Raw genomic sequence first — 15,987 nt, 5'->3', positions numbered from 1 at the left:
TCACCGAAGGAGACCACCGTGGCCCTCACCGTCGCCCCCGAAGTCACCGTCCCCAAGAGCACCGGCGCGGCGCCCTTCGACGGCGCTCCCGTCGTCACCGAGCTCCCCGCCGACAACCGCTCGACCGGCGCCGTCGCGCACATCCCCCCGGGAACCACCTCCGTCGCCCACCTCGACCAGCCCGTCGTCGTCGAGCACGACACCGGCGGCCCCGTGACCACCACGGTCTCCTGGCTCTCCGAGGTCGAGACCAAGCCGGTCACCGCGCCCGAGCCCGCCGCCGCGCCGAAGAAGACCAGCCGCCCGAAGGTCGAGACGAAGTAGTGGCCGGCCAGGAGGAGGAAGCGGGCGGGGCACTCTTCGTCCTCCCGGCCGACCTCGTCGCCCGCGGGCAGGGACTGTTCGCCGCCAACGACCCGGACGTGCGCCGCGAGCTCGCCTCCGCCACGAAGAAGATCCGCAACCGCGCCGGCTGGCACATCGCCACCACGCGCGAGGACACGCGCACACTGCGCATCCGCCGCGACGGCACTGCATGGCTGCCCACGCTGCACCTCGTCGAGCTCGTCTCGATCGTCGACAGCGGCGTCTCCATCCCCGTCTCCCGCCTCAGCTACGACGTCGCGCAGGACGACGACGAAACCGTCGACGGGCAGATCCACGGACGCACCTGGTCCACCACTCCGGGCGCGGTCGTGGCCACCTTCCGCCACGGCTTCTCCGCCGTGCCCGCCGACCTCGAGACGCTCTGCCTGCAGATGGCGTCCCGCGCACTCACAGCGCGCACCGGAGTCGTCCGCGAGCAGACGCTCAGCGCCTCCATCGTCAACTCCGCAACCGCCCCCGGCGTCGCGGGCGGCAACGTGATCCTCGAGAACGAGCAAGCCACCGTCGACGCCTATGCGATCGCGAGGTACTGATGCTCCCCAGCTTCGCCCGGATGGTGATCATCCGGAAGCGCTACCCGAAGATCAACGACCAGGGCACCCTCGTCCCCGACTACAGCCAGGCGCCCGACGTGGAAACAATCGCCGGATGCTGGCTTGAGCCGATCACCTCCACCGAAGTCACCGACGACCGTCTCGCTGTGGCCACCGGCTATCAGGTCGTCGCCCCTGCGGCCGCCGACGTCAACGCAGAGGACCGCGTCCAGTACGCCGGCGCCGACTTCGAAGTCGAGGGCGAGCCGATGCGGGTGCCGTCCCCGACCGGAGCGCTGGCGCACACACAGTTCGTGCTCCGGAGGTGGACGCATGGCCAGTAGGGGCAAGTCGCGGCTCGAGTTCCACTCGCCCGCGCTGGCGAAGATCCTCCGCTCCGACGCGGTCGCCGACTGGGTCGATGCCGCTGGCCAGCGCGCAGCGGACGAGCTCGGCGACGGCTTCGAGCCGAAGCGGCTCTACGGTTTCGACCGGGTCTCCACTATCGTCCGCCCGGTCTCGCCCGAGGCCTTCGACGCAGTCCGCGAGGACTCGACCATCCTCGCCTCCGCCCTCGGGGCGGTGCGTCGTGGCTGAGCTGCTCGCCGAGCCCGACCTCGTCGACGGGCTGATCGACTGGCTGCCCGAGAGGCTCGAGCAGAACGGCGCCAAAGCGACGGTGTCCGGCCGCGTCGAGGACGCCCCGCACGTGCGCATCGTCGACACAGGCGGCACCGACACCCGGGACGGGGTCCTCGTCGGCCAGCAGATCACCCTCGAGTGCTTCGGCCGCACCCTGACCGAGTCCAGTCGACTGATGCGTGTCTCTTCGGCCCTGATCCGGTCGCTCGTCGGCGAGGACTACCTCCCCGGCGTCATCGTCTACCGCGTCGGCTCGCTCGGCGGCGGGGCGAACAGCGCGGACCAGGTCACGAAGCGCAACCGCTACACGCGCACCCTCGTCGTCGACACACGCCTCACCGCGCTCTGACGACCCACCCGCTCCGTCCCCGCCGGGGACGGCCTTCGTCGCGCGCGCCGCGGCCACTCCACCACGTCTGAAAGGGGCACTCATGCCTGTCAGCAACCAGAAGGTCTTCGTCGGTGCGCCCGATCAGAAGGCCACCGGAGCGATCCTCTCCGGCCCCGAGCTCGACACCGTCTTCGACGACATCGACGACTTCACCGCGGCCGGCCTCGGCGACTCCGGCTACGTCAACGAGGACGGCGTCACCATCACGCCCTCCGACTCGACCGAGACGATCAAGGACTGGTCCGGCGCCGAGATCCGCCGCATCCTCTCCGAATTCACCGGCGAGATCGCGTGGACCCACCTCGAGCTGAACGCCGAGTCCGCCCGGAACTACTTCGGCGAGGACCACGTCGACATCACCGCCGCGACCGCGAACTCCGGCACGAAGATGCGCGCGTCGCTCGGGAAGAACGAGCTGCCGATCAAGGCCTGGTACTTCAAGGTCAAGGACGGCGACCGCCGGGTGCTCATCGTCGCACCGCGCGCGCAGGTCGTCTCCCGCGGCGAGATCCCCCTCACCGCGACCGGCGCGATCACGCTGCCCGTCACCCTCGCGACCTACCCGGACGCCGACGGCCAGAACATCTACATCTTCACCGACGACGGCGTCTTCTCCGCCTGATCGACCACCGGGCGGGGGCGCCCCAGGAACCCGCCCCCGCCCGGTCCTCACCCGGCTCCTGGACCCACGAGAGGTTCCTGATGATGGAGAAGTTCCACCACACCCTGCCCGACGGCTTCGAGCTCGTCCTGCCCCGCTTCGAGAACGTGTCGATCGGCACCATCCGCAAGACGCGCAAGCTCAGCGGCCTCGACCAGACGTTCACCCTCCTCGAGTCCGTCATGACCGACGAGCAGCTCGAGCATCTCGACGAGCTCGACAAGACCCAGTTCAACGACCTCATGATGGCGTGGAAGGACGGCTCGGACATCGACCTGGGGGAATCTACGGCCTCTTCGACCTCCTGACCGGAGAGCACGCAGAGGCCATTCGCACGGACCTCGTCCTCGCCGGCCTTCACCTGCACGACGTCGCCACCGAGCGGCTGAGCTGGTACGAGCTCCGGCTGCTCATCCGCCGCTGGGAGCAGCGGCCCGAGTCGTCGACGTCGGAGTCCGTGCACGGCATCCGCTGGGACATCTCCGCGCAGCTGCTCGCGATGGTTGCCGACTCGATCGCGCAGGGCAACTGGCAGCGCGCGGGCAAGAAGTCCGCACCTCGGCCCAAGCCCATCCCGCGCCCGTGGGAGAAGAAGCGCACCCAGCAGCTCGGCCGCGACGCGATCCCCGTCGCTGACTTCTCCGGCTGGTGGGACGCGCAGGCCAAGCCGAAGCGCCTGCGAGCACCGCGCGCCCGCGCGACTCCCGAGGTCGCTTCATCTCGCCGACGCGCGCGCAGCGTCCGCGCCGCGTGCAAGACGAGAGGTAGGTCGCCATGCCCGAAGGCAACGAGGTCGTCACTGGCTACATGCGCCTCGTCCCGACGCTCGAGGGCATCCAGGACGAGATCGCGAAGCAGTTCGGTGGGGCCGCCGATGCCGCGCAGGGTGAGGGCGACCGCGCCGGCAGCCGCTTCGGCGGCGGCATGGTCAAGGCCCTCGCCGGTGCAGGCATCGTCACCGGAGTCGTCGGGGCCTTCAAGGGCCTCTACGAGATCGGGTCGACCTTCGACGAGATCACCGACACCATCCGTGTCGGCACGGGCGCGCAGGGCGAGGCGCTCGAGGGGCTGTCCGAGGTCGCGAAGAACGTAGCGACCACCGTCCCCGCGGACTTCGCCGTCGCCGGTCAGACCGTCGCCGACCTCAACACCCGCCTCGGCCTCTCGGGCGACACCCTCGAGACTGTCGCGTCGCAGTACCTCGAGGCCGGCCGCATCCTCGGCCAAGAGGTCGACATCGACGCGACGTCGGCAGCGTTCTCCGCCTTCCGCATCGAGGGCGACGCCGTCACCGGAGCGATGGACTCGCTCTTCCGGGTGTCGCAGGCCACCGGCGTCGGCATGAACGAGCTCGCCACCGGGGTGCAGACCGTGGCGCCCGCGCTGCAGAACCTCGGCTTTGGCTTCGACGAGTCGGTAGCCCTGATGGGAACGCTCGACAAGGCGGGCCTGAACTCGACCGCGATCCTCTCGTCGATGTCGAAGGGCATGATCAACCTCGCGAAGGACGGCGAGGAGCCGCAGGCCGCGTTCGAGCGCGTCACCGGCGAGATCCAGTCGTTCGTCGACGCAGGCGACACCGCCTCCGCGCTGAACCTCGCGTCGGAGATCTTCGGCACGAAGGGCGCGTCGCAGTTCGTCGGCGCGCTGCAGTCCGGCGTCCTCAACATGGACGACCTGATGGCTGCGACCGGCGCCACCGGAGACACGATCCTCGGCGTAGGCGAGGAGACGATGGACTTCGCCGAGCGGTGGCAGGTCACCCTCAACAAGGCGATGGAGGCCTTCGAGCCAATCGCGACCGCGGTCTTCACTGCCCTCGGCGACGGCCTCACCGCCGCCATGCCGATGCTCGACCAGCTCGGCACCTGGGTCGGCGAAAACACCGAGTCCGTGGGCATCATCGCCGGCGTCATCGGCGTCGGCCTCGTCGCGGCGTTCGTCGCCTGGACCGCGTCGATCTGGGCGTCGACGATCGCGCTGCTCGCCAACCCCGTCACCTGGATCGTCATCGGCATCATGGCGCTCATCGCCGCCGTCGTCCTGCTCGTCCTCAACTGGGACACGGTCGTCACGACGATCACCGACATCTGGGGCGGCTTCATCGGCTGGATCACCGACGGGCTGAACACCTTCGGCGCCTGGTGGACCGAGATGTGGGGCGGCTTCGCGAACTGGATCGTCGAGATCTGGACCGGCTTCACGACCTGGATCGGCGAGACCTTCGCGCTGTTCCTGCTCGGCCTGCAGATCATCGGCGGCCTCATCTCCGTTTGGTGGACCGGACTCTGGCAGGGCATCGGGGACTTCGTCGTCGGCGTCTGGACCTGGATCGTCGAGCTCGTCACCGCCTACATCACCGCCGTCCTCACCGTCTTCACGGCCGTCGGCGCGCTGATCGCCGGCGTCTGGAACGGCATGTGGGACGGCATCGTCTCCTACTTCACCGACTCCTGGAACCGCATGGTCGGCATCCTCGGCCTGATCGGCTCCACCTTCGCCACCGTGTTCGGGACCATCGGAGACGTCATCCGCGGCGCCTTCGAGGGCGTCGTCGCGTTCGTCATCGACCTGATCAACGGCATCGTCCGGCCGCTGAACGACCTCATCGACGGCGTCAACGGCGTCACCTCAGTCGTCGGCGACGCGATCGGGATCTCGCTGTCCATCCCGAGCATCCCGATGCTCGCGAAGGGCGGCACGATCACCGGCTCAGGCTCGGTCATCGTCGGCGAGCGGGGCCCCGAGCTGCTCAACCTCCCGCGCGCGCGTCGGTCGACCCCGACATCAGCAACGCGGGCGGCGGCGGCGACAGCTGGACCATCATCACCCGGGACGACGCGAGGTGGTTGCCGAGCTCCTCGCCGAGAAGCTCGCCTATCGCGACAGGAGGCGTCGATGAGAGTCGATCGGACCTTCACCCTGCCCGGCGGCCTGCGGGCTTTCGCAGACGGCCTCGGTCGCCGGCAGGACGGCGATCTGGTCCTCGGCGAGGACGGCATCCGCGGCTGGGACTCCGCCCCGCCCATGCGCCGCGAGTCGATCGACCGGCCCAACTCCCCGGGCGCCTTCCGCGTCCCCGGACACCTCGCGCCCGCACGATCACCCTCTCGGGCAGCGCGCACGCCGAGTCCGCGAAGGACCTCAACGACCTCCGCCGCCGTCTCACGGCGTCCTCGCCGACGGTAGCGAGGACGAGCTCAGCGAGTCCGGTGATTTCGGCAGCTGGTGGGCGCGCGTCTCCCGCGCGACCACGACGTCGAGTGGGACGTCTCCGGCCTCGCTCGCCGAGACGCGACCTGGCAGATCCAGTTCATCGCTGTCGACCCCCGCAAGTACGGCGCCGAGCACACCTTCACCGGAAGCACCTCCGACCCGGCCACGCACGACGGGAACTTCACCGCGACGCCCGTGCTCACGATCACCGGGAACCGGCCCGACGGCTACACGCTCGCCGGGCCCGCCGACCTGCGCCTCGACGTCCTCGAGCCGCTGCTGCCCGGCAGCCCTCACGTGATCGACATGCGCGACGGGTCGCTGCGCGTCAACGGCGAGACCGTCGCCGGCGGCCTCGCCTCCCCGATCACCTGGGGCATCCCGCCCGGCGTCCCTGTCGTGCACGCGGTCACCGAGGGCGCGTACATCGCCGGGACCGTCCTGGACACCGACATCTGAGGAGACGCCCGTGGCCGACTGGACCTACACCCTCCACGAAGCCCGGACCGGCAACCTCCTGGGCGCGATCGACGGGGTCTCGTCGTTCTCGTTCGACCGCGTCGCGAACGACGTCTCGACGGGCTCCGCTTCCATCGTCCTCGAGCCGGGCAACCTCTGGGGGCCGCTGCTCACCCGCACGCACGGCAGCATCCTCGTCAAGGCCCGCGGCGGCCGCGTGCACGCAGCCGGCTACATCGAGAACGACGACGGCTGGCGCCGGAAGTCGCGCACCCTCACCGTGTCCCTCGTCGACGTCCGCGACCAGCTCACCGCCCGCCTCATGTACGCCGCGGACGCCGTCAGCTACCGCGCGGGCGAGGTCGCCTTCACGGGCAAGAACTACTCCGGCGCCGTCCGCGCGATCCTCATCCCGTCTGCCTCCGGCCGCGGCGAGGGCTGGAACCTGCCCCTCGTCTTCCCGCCCGACGGCTCCGGCGACCTCGAGCGCGTCTACCGCTACTGGGACATGGTCAGCCCCGACCGTGCCCTCGCCGAGCTGAGCGACCTGGCCGACGGCCCGGACCTCGACTTCGAGCCCCGCTACCGCGACGACGGCGGCATCGAGTGGGTCGTCCGCGTCGGCGGACCGCAGCTCTCCGGCCCCGACTTCGACATCAACCTCGACGCCCCCGAGAACGCGGCGATGGACTGGGCGTGGAAGGCGAACGGGCAGGACCAGCGCTCCGGCTCGATCGCAGTCGGCAACGGCTCCGAGGTCGACATGCTCGTCGCCTTCGCCAACAACCTCCCCGGCCCGAGCATGGTCATCCGCGACATGGTCGAGTCCTACAAGGAGATCACCGACGCCGGCACCCTCCTCGGCCACGCCTACTCCGACCTGTGGAGCCACCGCGCCCCGACCGAGCAGTGGTCCCTCGACCTCGACGCCGACTACCCGATCGCGCCCGGCGAGACCCTCCTCGACCGCCTGCGCGTTGGCGCCCGCGTCTCCCTCGGGCTCACCGGCGACCCCGTCATCCCCGACGGCTGGCACGACCTCTACTGCATCGGCTACTCGACCGACACGACCACGAAGGTGACCCTGCACCTGCAGCCGCTGAGGGAGCCCGTGTGACCCGCATCGACAACCTCGCCCAGGACCCGCAGCGCCGCGCCAACCAGCGCCTCGACCGCATCGAGCGCGGCACCCAGCTCGGCAACGCTCCATCACCGTCGGCCGCCTCCGCGTCGCCGGCCTCGAAGCGTTCCTCCTCGAGGGCACGGGCCGCGTCACTGGCACCCTCTTCGTCGACGGGCAGGCCGGGCAGAAGGGACGAGTCGACGTCACCGGCGACGTCCGAGCGTTCGGCGGCGGTCGCTTCGTCGTCTCCGCGAGCGGCGACGTCAACCAGTCCGCGCAGCTGATCCACGAGGCCGGAGAGGGACGACTCGTCGCCTTCGGCATTCCGCTCCGGCTGCTCGCCTGGGACAGCAACCTCGTCCTCGCCGAGAACGAGCTCGTCGCGCTGCAGGAGGACGCGAGCATGCGCCTCGCCCCGCACAGCGCGAAGATCGCGACCGGCGACGGCCGGGTCGAGGTCGCGCCCGACCAGATCACCCTCGACCGCGCCGGCTCGGCGATCGCCATCCGCGGCGACGAGGTCCGCGTCGAGCGCGGCGGAGCGCGCGTCACCCTCCGCGACGACGAGATCCGCGTGGAGCGCGGCGACTCCCGCGTCGTCGTCGGCGCATCCGTGGAGGTCCGCAACGCCGGCGGCGCGTACGTCCTCATGGACGGCCCCAACGTACGCCTCAAGCAGAAGACCGGCCCCGGCCTCGAACTGCGCGACGGCGACGCGTACCTCACCGATCTCCCCACCAGCTGATGCCGGTCGCGAACTGGCGGGCGTTCTACGACCCGTCGAACTTCCGCAACCGCTTCCGCGAGCAGGGCCCCTACTACTCGTCCTTCGGGCACCGCGGCCTCGACATCGCCGCCGCGCCCCGACAGGCGATCCCCGTCTGGGCGCCCGGCACCGTCTACGTCATCAGCAGCACCGGCGGCCTCGGCCCCGTCGTCGGCATCCGCATCGACGACTCCGACAAGCGCGCCGCCTGGGCCCACCTCTGGGGCATCACCGTCGCCGTCGGCCAGCACGTCGAGCCCGGCGACGTCGTCGCTACGCCGCCACCTACGGCGACTTCACCGGCTCCGCCTGGTCCGGCTCCCACTCCCACACCACCTACGGCACGAGCGACGGCATCTGGCAGGGCATCACCGACGGGCTGATTGACCCCGACCCCGCCATCCGCGCGGCGCTCGCCGGCGACTGGCCCGACACGGGAGATGGCCCAGACGGCCCGCCCACCGAGAACCCGAACGACCCGGGCGACCCGGGCGGCGGGAACCTGACGATCGGCGCCGACGGCCGCTTCACCCGCAGTGCGAATGGCGCCGGCAACGTCGGCGTCGGCCCCGACGGACGCCTCACCCGAACGGACACCGGCTCCGGCGACCTGCAGGTCGGCCCCGACGGGCGCCTCTTCCGCGCCGCCGCCTGACCCTCGACCAAGGAGATCCGCATGCAGATCATCAAGGCGGCGCGCGGCCGCATGACCAGCCCGTTCGGCGCGAAGAACGTCCCCGGCGCGAACGTGAAGTCTCACGGCGGCACCGACTGGGGCCATGGCAACGCGACGAAGGACGACCTCCGCATCGTCGCTCCCGCCGCCGGGACGGTCACCGTCGCCGGCTGGTTCGGCACCTACGGGAACCGCATCGTCATCGACCACGGCCGCGACGAGAACGGCGACCACTGGGAGACCCTCATCGCTCACCTAGCCGAGTTCCTCGCGGAGGTCGGCGACCAGGTCGAGCAGGCCGAAGAGATCGGCGTCATGGGCAACACGGGCACGAAGTACGTGCACTGCCACCAGGAGCTCCGGAGGAACGGCCGCCAGGTCGACCCCGCCCTCTACCTCGCCGCCACCGGCGGCGGGGCCACTACCGTCACCGCACCGCCTGAGGAGTACGACATGCAGCTGTCCGACATCATCGAGATCGACGACCTCAAGGGGGGCAAGCAGAAGGTCTACATCAGCACCCTGCTCAACCACCTCTTCGTCCACGTCACCGCGGCCGCCGACGCCGCGAAGGTCGCCGCCGCCGGCTCGCGCGACCAGCCGTTCCCCTCGACCGTCATGGTCAATGAGAAGGGCGAGCCGCAGCCCGTGACCATGGGCATCCTCGCCGACCACACCCGCGTCATCCTCGGCGGCGTCGACGCGCGCATCACCGCGCTCACCGCCGCGGTGCAAACGCTCGCTCTCGCGCAGGGCGTCGACCCGCAGGCGCTGACGGACCTGATCGCCGAGAAGGTCGACCAGGCCCTCAAGGACGACTTCGCGGCGATCCCGTCCACGCTCGCGGCGAGCCTGGCGTCCTGAGCTGATGGACCGGAACCCCATCCCGGAGAGCCGCCGTCGGCGCGCGGAGGCGATCATCCGGTGGATCGACATCGTCGCGTACCTGGCCGTGCTGACGGGCGGGATCTACGCGCTCGCCTTCACCCCCGACAGTGTCACCACGGAGCTGCGCGGCTTCGAGTGGCTCATCGGCGTCTGGGCGTCGCTGCTCCTGGTCGGAGGCGGGCTCGGCGCCCTCGGCCGCATCACGCGCTTCTGGGTGCTCGAGGTGCCCGCCGGGCCCGCTGGAATGTTCGGAGTCGCGATCTACGTCGTGATCCTTGGCAGCACCGCGCTCGAGTCCGTCACCGCGGCCGTCGCCACGGTCCTCGTCCTCGCGGCCTTCCTGGGTCTGCTGCGCCGCTACGTCGAACTGCAGATCTTCGGCACGGACCCCAGCCACCAGGACCTCACCGACCGACTGGCCGACGCGCTGCGGAGGCGAACGCAGAACGTCGCACCGCGGCACGAGTAGGGGGCAACGAGTGCTGACCGACGACAACCTCGTCCCTCTCATCGTCGCCATCCTCGGCGCCGGCGGCATCGGAGCGTTCAGCTCCCGCGGCGTCTCCATCTACCTCAAGATCCGCAACGGCATGTCCGCGCGCGAGTCGCACCGCAAGAACGACCTGGTCGCTCAGCGCGACCGCGAGTACCAGCGCGCCGAGATCTCCGACCGCAACCGCCGTCGCATCGAAGAGCACGCCGGACACCTGCGCCGCCTCCTCGCCGAGTTCGGCGCCACCGAGATCCCACCGTGGCCCGCCATCGAGGCCCTGCCCGCCAGCACCACGCCCGCCACACCCAAGGAGACCCCGTGATCCAGAAGTACCTCGCCGCGCTGCTGCCCGGCTTCATCCTCATCTTCGGCGCCCTGCAGACCGCGCTCGCCGACGAGCGCATCGACGACGTCGAGGCGGGCCAGCTGCTCGCCCTCGTCGCCGGCGCGATCACCACGTTCGGCGTGCCGCTGCTCAAGGGCCGCTGGGCCGGCGGTCTCAAGACCGGCGCCGCGATCCTGGCGTCCGTCGCGACGCTGATCATCCCCCTCGTGCTCGGCTTCACCTGGCAGTCCCTCGTCATCGCGATCCTCGCCGCGCTCTCCGCGCTCGCCACCGAGATCGGCGTGCAGGTCCGCGAGGACGGGCAGCGGCAGGGACGCCACGAAGCGGAGCCGGTGACCATCAACGTCACCGCCGCGCCCGGCACCTCCGAGTCCGCCCTCGCCGCCGCCGTCGTCCGCTCCCAGAAGGAACGAGACGCCCTCGGCGCTCGCCGCTGACCCACTCCCGCCCCGCGCTCCACCCCAGCCCCCGTCGACCCGGCGGGAGCTTTCGCATGCCCCTACACCCCTCCCGGCGGCTGAGCCTCACGCGCGCCGACACCCCTGACAGGAGACCGCCGTGGCCGCCACCGTTACCACCGTCCCGCCCGCCCCCGCCCTCAACAACACCGACTGGCGCGGGTGGGCAGCTGCTGCCACCACCGCGATCCAGGAACTGCAGGTCGGAGGCATCGCGGAGCAGTCCGTCGGCTTTCTCAACGCCGCGGACCCGAAGTGGAAGCTCACCTCCTTCGACCCCGACGCGGAGACCCCGGTCGCGAACGACGCCACGGCGCTCTACGCCGAGGCGCACCGCACGAAGAAGGCCATCCTCGCGCCGCATCGTTACCTGGTCGCGGAGACCACGGCGGGGTCGAACTTCAACGACAAGAACATGCACGTCATCGGCGTGGGCGGCGGCGGCTTCTTCGGCCAGGGCGGCACGATCGTCCGCCAGATCATCGCGCCCTCGCCCGGCGTCACGGTCTCCGCGTTCAAGGAGGCCGTCGTCGGCGGCGACGGTGTCAACACCGACGGCAAGCACGCCTCGAACTTCATCGACGTCCCCGCCGCCGACATCCCCAAGTTCCGCGCCGACACGGCCTGGCAGATCGTCGCGTCCGGCGCGACCAAGTCGACCACCAGCGACTACCGGTCCGGCTTCTACACCTGGGCTCTGCCCGGGACCGTCGTGCACGACCTGCTCTCGAGCGGCGACACCCCTCTCTCGTCCGGCAAGCCCGTCATGGCGGAGGCCGTGGCGATCCTCGGCGTCACCTACCTCCTCAGCAGCGCGGCGAGCACGCTCGCGGAGAACGACAAGCTCACCGGTGCGACGTCGAAGGCGTCGATGAAGATCGAGAGCTTCGGCGCCGACTACAACGGCTCCACGAACAAGCGGGTCACCACGCGGCAGGTGCTCGGCAGCTTCCAGGTCGGCGAGAACGTCCTCAAGGGCACGACCATCGTCGGGAAGATCGCGGCCGCCGGCCAGGTCATCACGAAGGGCACGACCCTCTACGACTGGTCGAAGATCACCGCGGGCAAGACCATCCGCAAGCTCGGCGGCTCGCAGAAGGGCTACACGCCCTCCGCGCTGTTCCCGGTGGGCGACTACTTCTCGAACCTCGTCTCGCAGCTCGAGGACCTCACGTTCGACACGGTCACCGACCCCAACGGCGTCAACCAGGTCCGCGGAGCAGCGGTCGACATCCGCGGCGCCGTCAACGGCCGCTACGTCGGCAACATCTTCAAGAACGGCTACCGGAACGCGTTCCGCCTCGCATCGCCCTACGGCGGCGTCGTCGCCAACAACCAGGTCCTCGCGCTCCCGAACGACGCCACCGATGAGGACGCGTTCGGCTACGGCGTCGAGGTCGAGGGCACCGGTCAGAACCTCCTCGTCACCGGCAACGTCTTCACGAACGTCCGCCACGGCTTCACGACGAACCCGACCGGGAACAGCCAGTTCCTCTCGGCCGTCGGTGACACGCTGCGCCACGGCACGCAGCGGTTCCTCTTCGTCACCTTCAACAAGACCTTCGACACCTACGCGCCCGGCTTCGACACCCACCACGGCGCCGACAGCATCTACTTCATCGGCAACATCGGCAACGGCGTCATCTCCGGCGGCCAGAAGGACGCCGGCAAGTCGGTGTTCCAGACGCGCTCGACGAACACCTGGTACATCGGCAACAAGAGCATCGGCGGGATCTACGGCTTCACCGACGCGACCGCCGGCTTCACCGTCCCGCAGGGCAACCCGGACCCGAACACGACCGGCTGGGTCCTCAAGCCCGTCCACTCCCGCTCCACCTACATCGGCAACGACGCGTGGGGCTACGAGGAGGTCGGCTACCGGCAGGGCCTCGCGGCGGAGTCCCCGTTCCACTCGGCCGTCTACCACGACAACGGCTTCGACGACGGAGGCCGCTCGGCGACGCGGTACCAGACGGTCGGCATGCGCCTCACCGGCGTCGACACCTGGATCTCGGGCACGCGCACCGGGCGGAACACGCTCGCGATGTTCGACATCGTCCCCGGCGGCTACTGGAAGGACGGCGACCCCGGCCCCAAGCCGAAGGTCCCCGTCACCGCGCACATCGCCTTCATCGGCCCGATGTTCGCGGACTTCTCCCGGAACGAGACCGACAGCACGAAGCTCATCCGGATGACGAGCCACGAGACCGAGGGCGTCATCAACCTCGTCCTCGACGGCAACGTGTCCGTCGCGAAGAAGGCGGGCGTCACGGGCATGCCCGAGGCGTGGGTGACGCACGTGTCCGGCAAGGGAACCATCAAGCACTCGAGCCCGAAGATCACCGTCCTCAACGGGACGGGGGACATCCCGGCGCTCAAGATCAGTGGAGGCACCGTGACCAAGAAGACCCTGCCCTCGACCACGTTCGCCTGATCCGATGGCTGGATTCGGAACCCAGCCGTTCGGAACGTCCCCGTTCGGTGTCGGCGACGGCCAGGCGGTACCCCCGCCCCCGCCGCTGCCGACACCGAACGCTGTGACCGTCTCCGACGTCTCGGCCACAGACGCCCTGATCACCTGGACGGGCGCCACCCCCCTCGGCTTCACGGTCGCCCTCAACGGCGACACCGTCAAGGCGGTCGAGGAGTCGCCTGCGCTGCTGCGCGAGCTCGAGCCGGACACCGTCTACACCCTCGTCCTCGCGACGCTCGAGGCAGAGGCCGGCGACGAGCAGCCTGCAGCGCCCGTCACCTTCCGCACCCTCGCGGCGGACACCGTGCCGCCGGTGGACCCCGAGGACCCGCCGGTCGACCCGCCGGTCGATCCGGAGGACCCGCCGGTCGACCCGGAGGAGCCGACCCCTCCGGACGAGCCGTCGCTCACGCCGTGGAAGCTCGCCGACGACACCGCCCTCGGCGACTCGGCGAACATCAACATCAGCGACGACGCCCCGCTCAAGGACTACGGCCCCGGCGACATCTGGCCCGTCCTCGTCGCCGATGAGCTCGACACGACGGTCAAGAACTGGGCCGACGGCGGATCGATCGCGATCGACGTCGCCATGCGCCTGCTCGGCCAGCCCGACAAGTTCGACCGGGTCCGCGAGTGGGACCACGCGAACGTCGCCGACCGCGACCTGGTCACGGTCGTCGTCGGCGGCAACGACGCGAAGTACTCCATCTCGCAGGCCGGCCAGCGCGGCTTCAAGAACGCGATGTCCGCGATCCCCGCGATCCTCTGGTCCGACCAGAAGATCGGCGCCGGCGTCGAGACCGGCGCGTGGAGCGACAACCCCGAGCAGTTCTCGGACAAGACCCGCATCACCACCGTCAACGGGGCGACGAAGACCTACGTCTTCGAGGGCCGCAACGCGACCCTGATGATGCTCGGTCGCATCGACCAGTCCGGCTGCGACTACACCTGGTCCCTCGACGGCGGCGCCCCCGTGGCGCGGTCGACGAAGTCCCAGGGCGCCCCTGGGTCCAACGGCGGAAAGTACGCGCCCCAGCCGATCCACTTCCAGGATCTCGCTGACGACGGCGAGCACACGGTCACCATCACGCACAAGGGCGCGGCCGGCGACGAGCTCATCTCGGTCGGCATCCTTCGGTGGGCGCCGAGCATCGTCGACCGGCCCATGGTCGTCATGGCGCCGCCGGCGAAGGCCGCGTCGTACCTCCTGTACGACGCACCCCGGCCGACGCACGAGACCATCGAGATGTTCCGCGACCTGCAGGTCGAGGCACTCGACGACTTCGGCGACTACCCGAACCTGGTGCGCGTCGACCCGCGCCTGATGGACGAGCTGTTCCCGCCGAACGTGTTCTCGCTCCGCATCGGCGACGGCCTGCACCCCAACAAGGCCGGCCACGCCGCGATCGCGAAGATCATGCTGCGCACCCTCGCGGCGATCCGCCCGGTCACCTCGGAGCCCGAACCTCCGACCGATCCGACGGACCCGACAGACCCCACGGACCCGACAGATCCCACGGATCCCACCGATCCAGAGAATCCGACGGATCCGACGGACCCGACGGACCCGACGGACCCGACCGACCCAGAAGATCCCGACGAACCGGAGGAACCCGCCATGGCGCTCGCGACCGTCTACGGCACCGTCACCGACTGCGGCCTGCGCCCCCTCGCTAACCGGCAGCTCCGCCTCCGGTTCACGCTCTCGGGGCCCGCCACCGAGGACGATCGTCTCCTCATCACTGAGCCGATCGAGATCATCCCCGACCTCTACGGAGCCTTCCGGCTGGACCTGTGGGAGACAACGTTCCTCGCACCAGCGACTTGGTACGACGTGGAAGCCGTGTGGAGCGCGGCGGGCCGCGCACCGATCATCAAGCGGATCCCGGCCAAGCTACGCGTCCCGCTCGGTGGCGGACCGATCGGCAAGCTCCTCGTCCAGCCCGCACCTCCCGGGGCGGTCGGATGGGGATTCGGCCCGCCTGACCGGGACTACCTCGTCTACCTCGACATCTCCGGCGAGAAAGCTCGCGTCCACGTACTTGAGAGGGCAACCACCACATGACGAACATGGCCTACATCGGCGACCTGCAGCCCGTCACCGACGGCACCATGGCAGCCAACATCCGGCAGCCCGGCTCGGAGACCCAACAGGCGATCAACGAACGGATCGAGCCCGTCGCGGTCGAGAGCGTCGTCAACTCGCCTCAGGTGCTCGAGGCCGCCAGCGAGGCCGCAGCTGAGCTGATCATGTCGAACACCGAGATCGTCATGAAGAGCGACGTCGGGGCACCCAGCTTCTCCTTCCAGCTGCCGGAAAAGTACCGGGTCGGTTACTGGAACCGGGTGCGGCAGCTCATCGCCGGGTGGACTGCCGACAACTACTTCGAGGTCCTCAAGGGCATCAGCATCGGCGGCCGGGCGAAGGTCCAGCCGTGGCACGCTGGGGCGTTCGCGATCCGCGGGAAGAACGGC

At 70.0% G+C, this 15,987-nt stretch carries 19 protein-coding genes; all 19 read left to right on the top strand.

Features of this window, described 5'->3' with window-relative positions; all coding sequences use genetic code 11:
• The first annotated feature begins 18 nt into the window (after positions 1–18).
• Positions 19–324: a hypothetical protein gene (locus tag B0T42_RS12340; protein ID WP_077223405.1), complete on the top strand. Its 306-nt coding sequence runs from the start codon at positions 19–21 to the stop codon at positions 322–324.
• The gene (locus tag B0T42_RS12335; protein WP_077223404.1) at positions 324–920 is read left to right on the top strand and encodes a hypothetical protein; all 597 of its coding nucleotides are present in this window, start codon (positions 324–326) and stop codon (positions 918–920) included. The genes B0T42_RS12340 and B0T42_RS12335 overlap by 1 nt, the downstream gene beginning before the upstream one ends.
• The gene (locus B0T42_RS12330; RefSeq protein WP_077223403.1) at positions 920–1,264 is read left to right on the top strand and encodes a hypothetical protein; all 345 of its coding nucleotides are present in this window, start codon (positions 920–922) and stop codon (positions 1,262–1,264) included. Before B0T42_RS12335 ends, B0T42_RS12330 begins: the two co-directional genes overlap by 1 nt.
• Positions 1,254–1,517, top strand: coding sequence for a hypothetical protein (locus B0T42_RS12325; protein WP_077223402.1), 264 nt, complete (start codon positions 1,254–1,256; stop codon positions 1,515–1,517). The genes B0T42_RS12330 and B0T42_RS12325 overlap by 11 nt, the downstream gene beginning before the upstream one ends.
• Positions 1,510–1,911, top strand: coding sequence for a hypothetical protein (locus tag B0T42_RS12320; protein ID WP_077223401.1), 402 nt, complete (start codon positions 1,510–1,512; stop codon positions 1,909–1,911). Before B0T42_RS12325 ends, B0T42_RS12320 begins: the two co-directional genes overlap by 8 nt.
• 82 nt (positions 1,912–1,993) lie before the next feature.
• Complete coding sequence (locus B0T42_RS12315; protein WP_077223400.1) at positions 1,994–2,575, top strand: phage tail tube protein; 582 nt, start codon at positions 1,994–1,996, stop codon at positions 2,573–2,575.
• Between the two features lie 80 nt (positions 2,576–2,655).
• Positions 2,656–2,922, top strand: a complete 267-nt coding sequence (locus B0T42_RS12310) for a hypothetical protein (RefSeq protein WP_077223399.1) — start codon at positions 2,656–2,658, stop codon at positions 2,920–2,922.
• A 466-nt stretch (positions 2,923–3,388) separates the two neighbouring features.
• Positions 3,389–5,803 carry a phage tail tape measure protein gene (locus B0T42_RS12300; RefSeq protein ID WP_077223397.1) on the top strand — a complete coding sequence of 805 codons (2,415 nt, stop codon included), beginning with the start codon at positions 3,389–3,391 and terminating at the stop codon, positions 5,801–5,803.
• A 39-nt stretch (positions 5,804–5,842) separates the two neighbouring features.
• Positions 5,843–6,289, top strand: coding sequence for a hypothetical protein (locus B0T42_RS12295; protein WP_077223396.1), 447 nt, complete (start codon positions 5,843–5,845; stop codon positions 6,287–6,289).
• 10 nt (positions 6,290–6,299) lie between these two features.
• Positions 6,300–7,406 (top strand): hypothetical protein, encoded by a 1,107-nt coding sequence (locus B0T42_RS12290; protein ID WP_077223395.1) that lies wholly within the window; start codon positions 6,300–6,302, stop codon positions 7,404–7,406.
• Between the two features lie 409 nt (positions 7,407–7,815).
• The gene (locus B0T42_RS12285) at positions 7,816–8,157 is read left to right on the top strand and encodes a hypothetical protein (protein ID WP_077223394.1); all 342 of its coding nucleotides are present in this window, start codon (positions 7,816–7,818) and stop codon (positions 8,155–8,157) included.
• Positions 8,157–8,561, top strand: coding sequence for a M23 family metallopeptidase (locus tag B0T42_RS12280; protein ID WP_077223393.1), 405 nt, complete (start codon positions 8,157–8,159; stop codon positions 8,559–8,561). Before B0T42_RS12285 ends, B0T42_RS12280 begins: the two co-directional genes overlap by 1 nt.
• 293 nt (positions 8,562–8,854) lie before the next feature.
• Positions 8,855–9,718 carry a M23 family metallopeptidase gene (locus B0T42_RS12275; RefSeq protein WP_077223392.1) on the top strand — a complete coding sequence of 288 codons (864 nt, stop codon included), beginning with the start codon at positions 8,855–8,857 and terminating at the stop codon, positions 9,716–9,718.
• Between the two features lie 4 nt (positions 9,719–9,722).
• Positions 9,723–10,211, top strand: a complete 489-nt coding sequence (locus B0T42_RS12270) for a hypothetical protein (RefSeq protein WP_077223391.1) — start codon at positions 9,723–9,725, stop codon at positions 10,209–10,211.
• 10 nt (positions 10,212–10,221) lie between these two features.
• A complete protein-coding gene (locus B0T42_RS12265) occupies positions 10,222–10,557 on the top strand; it encodes a hypothetical protein (RefSeq protein WP_077223390.1) in 336 nt (111 codons plus the stop codon).
• Positions 10,554–11,018: a hypothetical protein gene (locus tag B0T42_RS12260; protein WP_077223389.1), complete on the top strand. Its 465-nt coding sequence runs from the start codon at positions 10,554–10,556 to the stop codon at positions 11,016–11,018. The genes B0T42_RS12265 and B0T42_RS12260 overlap by 4 nt, the downstream gene beginning before the upstream one ends.
• A 121-nt stretch (positions 11,019–11,139) precedes the next feature.
• A complete protein-coding gene (locus tag B0T42_RS12255; protein ID WP_077223388.1) occupies positions 11,140–13,473 on the top strand; it encodes a hypothetical protein in 2,334 nt (777 codons plus the stop codon).
• Positions 13,474–13,576: 103 nt separating this feature from the next.
• Positions 13,577–15,577 carry a hypothetical protein gene (locus tag B0T42_RS21405; protein WP_083741868.1) on the top strand — a complete coding sequence of 667 codons (2,001 nt, stop codon included), beginning with the start codon at positions 13,577–13,579 and terminating at the stop codon, positions 15,575–15,577.
• On the top strand, positions 15,574–15,987 hold a 414-nt coding region (locus tag B0T42_RS12245), incomplete at its 3' end, for a hypothetical protein (protein WP_139344499.1). The genes B0T42_RS21405 and B0T42_RS12245, both read left to right, overlap by 4 nt.

It is taken from the genome of Rathayibacter rhapontici (assembly GCF_001995175.1).
In the GTDB taxonomy this organism is placed as follows: Bacteria; Actinomycetota; Actinomycetes; order Actinomycetales; family Microbacteriaceae; genus Rathayibacter.
Note: the sequence above shows the minus strand (reverse complement) of the source record. Positions and strands in the feature narration are given on the sequence as shown.

Bases quoted from the DNA above. Each gene is read 5' to 3' on its own strand.
- B0T42_RS12325 (WP_077223402.1), top strand. From the start codon at position 1,254: ATGGCCAGTAGGGGCAAGTCGCGGCTCGAGTTCCACTCGCCCGCGCTG.
- B0T42_RS12275 (WP_077223392.1), top strand. From the start codon at position 8,855: ATGCAGATCATCAAGGCGGCGCGCGGCCGCATGACCAGCCCGTTCGGC.
- B0T42_RS12285 (WP_077223394.1), top strand. From the start codon at position 7,816: ATGCGCCTCGCCCCGCACAGCGCGAAGATCGCGACCGGCGACGGCCGG.
- B0T42_RS12270 (WP_077223391.1), top strand. From the start codon at position 9,723: ATGGACCGGAACCCCATCCCGGAGAGCCGCCGTCGGCGCGCGGAGGCG.
- B0T42_RS12315 (WP_077223400.1), top strand. From the start codon at position 1,994: ATGCCTGTCAGCAACCAGAAGGTCTTCGTCGGTGCGCCCGATCAGAAG.
- B0T42_RS12280 (WP_077223393.1), top strand. From the start codon at position 8,157: ATGCCGGTCGCGAACTGGCGGGCGTTCTACGACCCGTCGAACTTCCGC.
- B0T42_RS12330 (WP_077223403.1), top strand. From the start codon at position 920: ATGCTCCCCAGCTTCGCCCGGATGGTGATCATCCGGAAGCGCTACCCG.
- B0T42_RS12300 (WP_077223397.1), top strand. From the start codon at position 3,389: ATGCCCGAAGGCAACGAGGTCGTCACTGGCTACATGCGCCTCGTCCCG.
- B0T42_RS12310 (WP_077223399.1), top strand. From the start codon at position 2,656: ATGATGGAGAAGTTCCACCACACCCTGCCCGACGGCTTCGAGCTCGTC.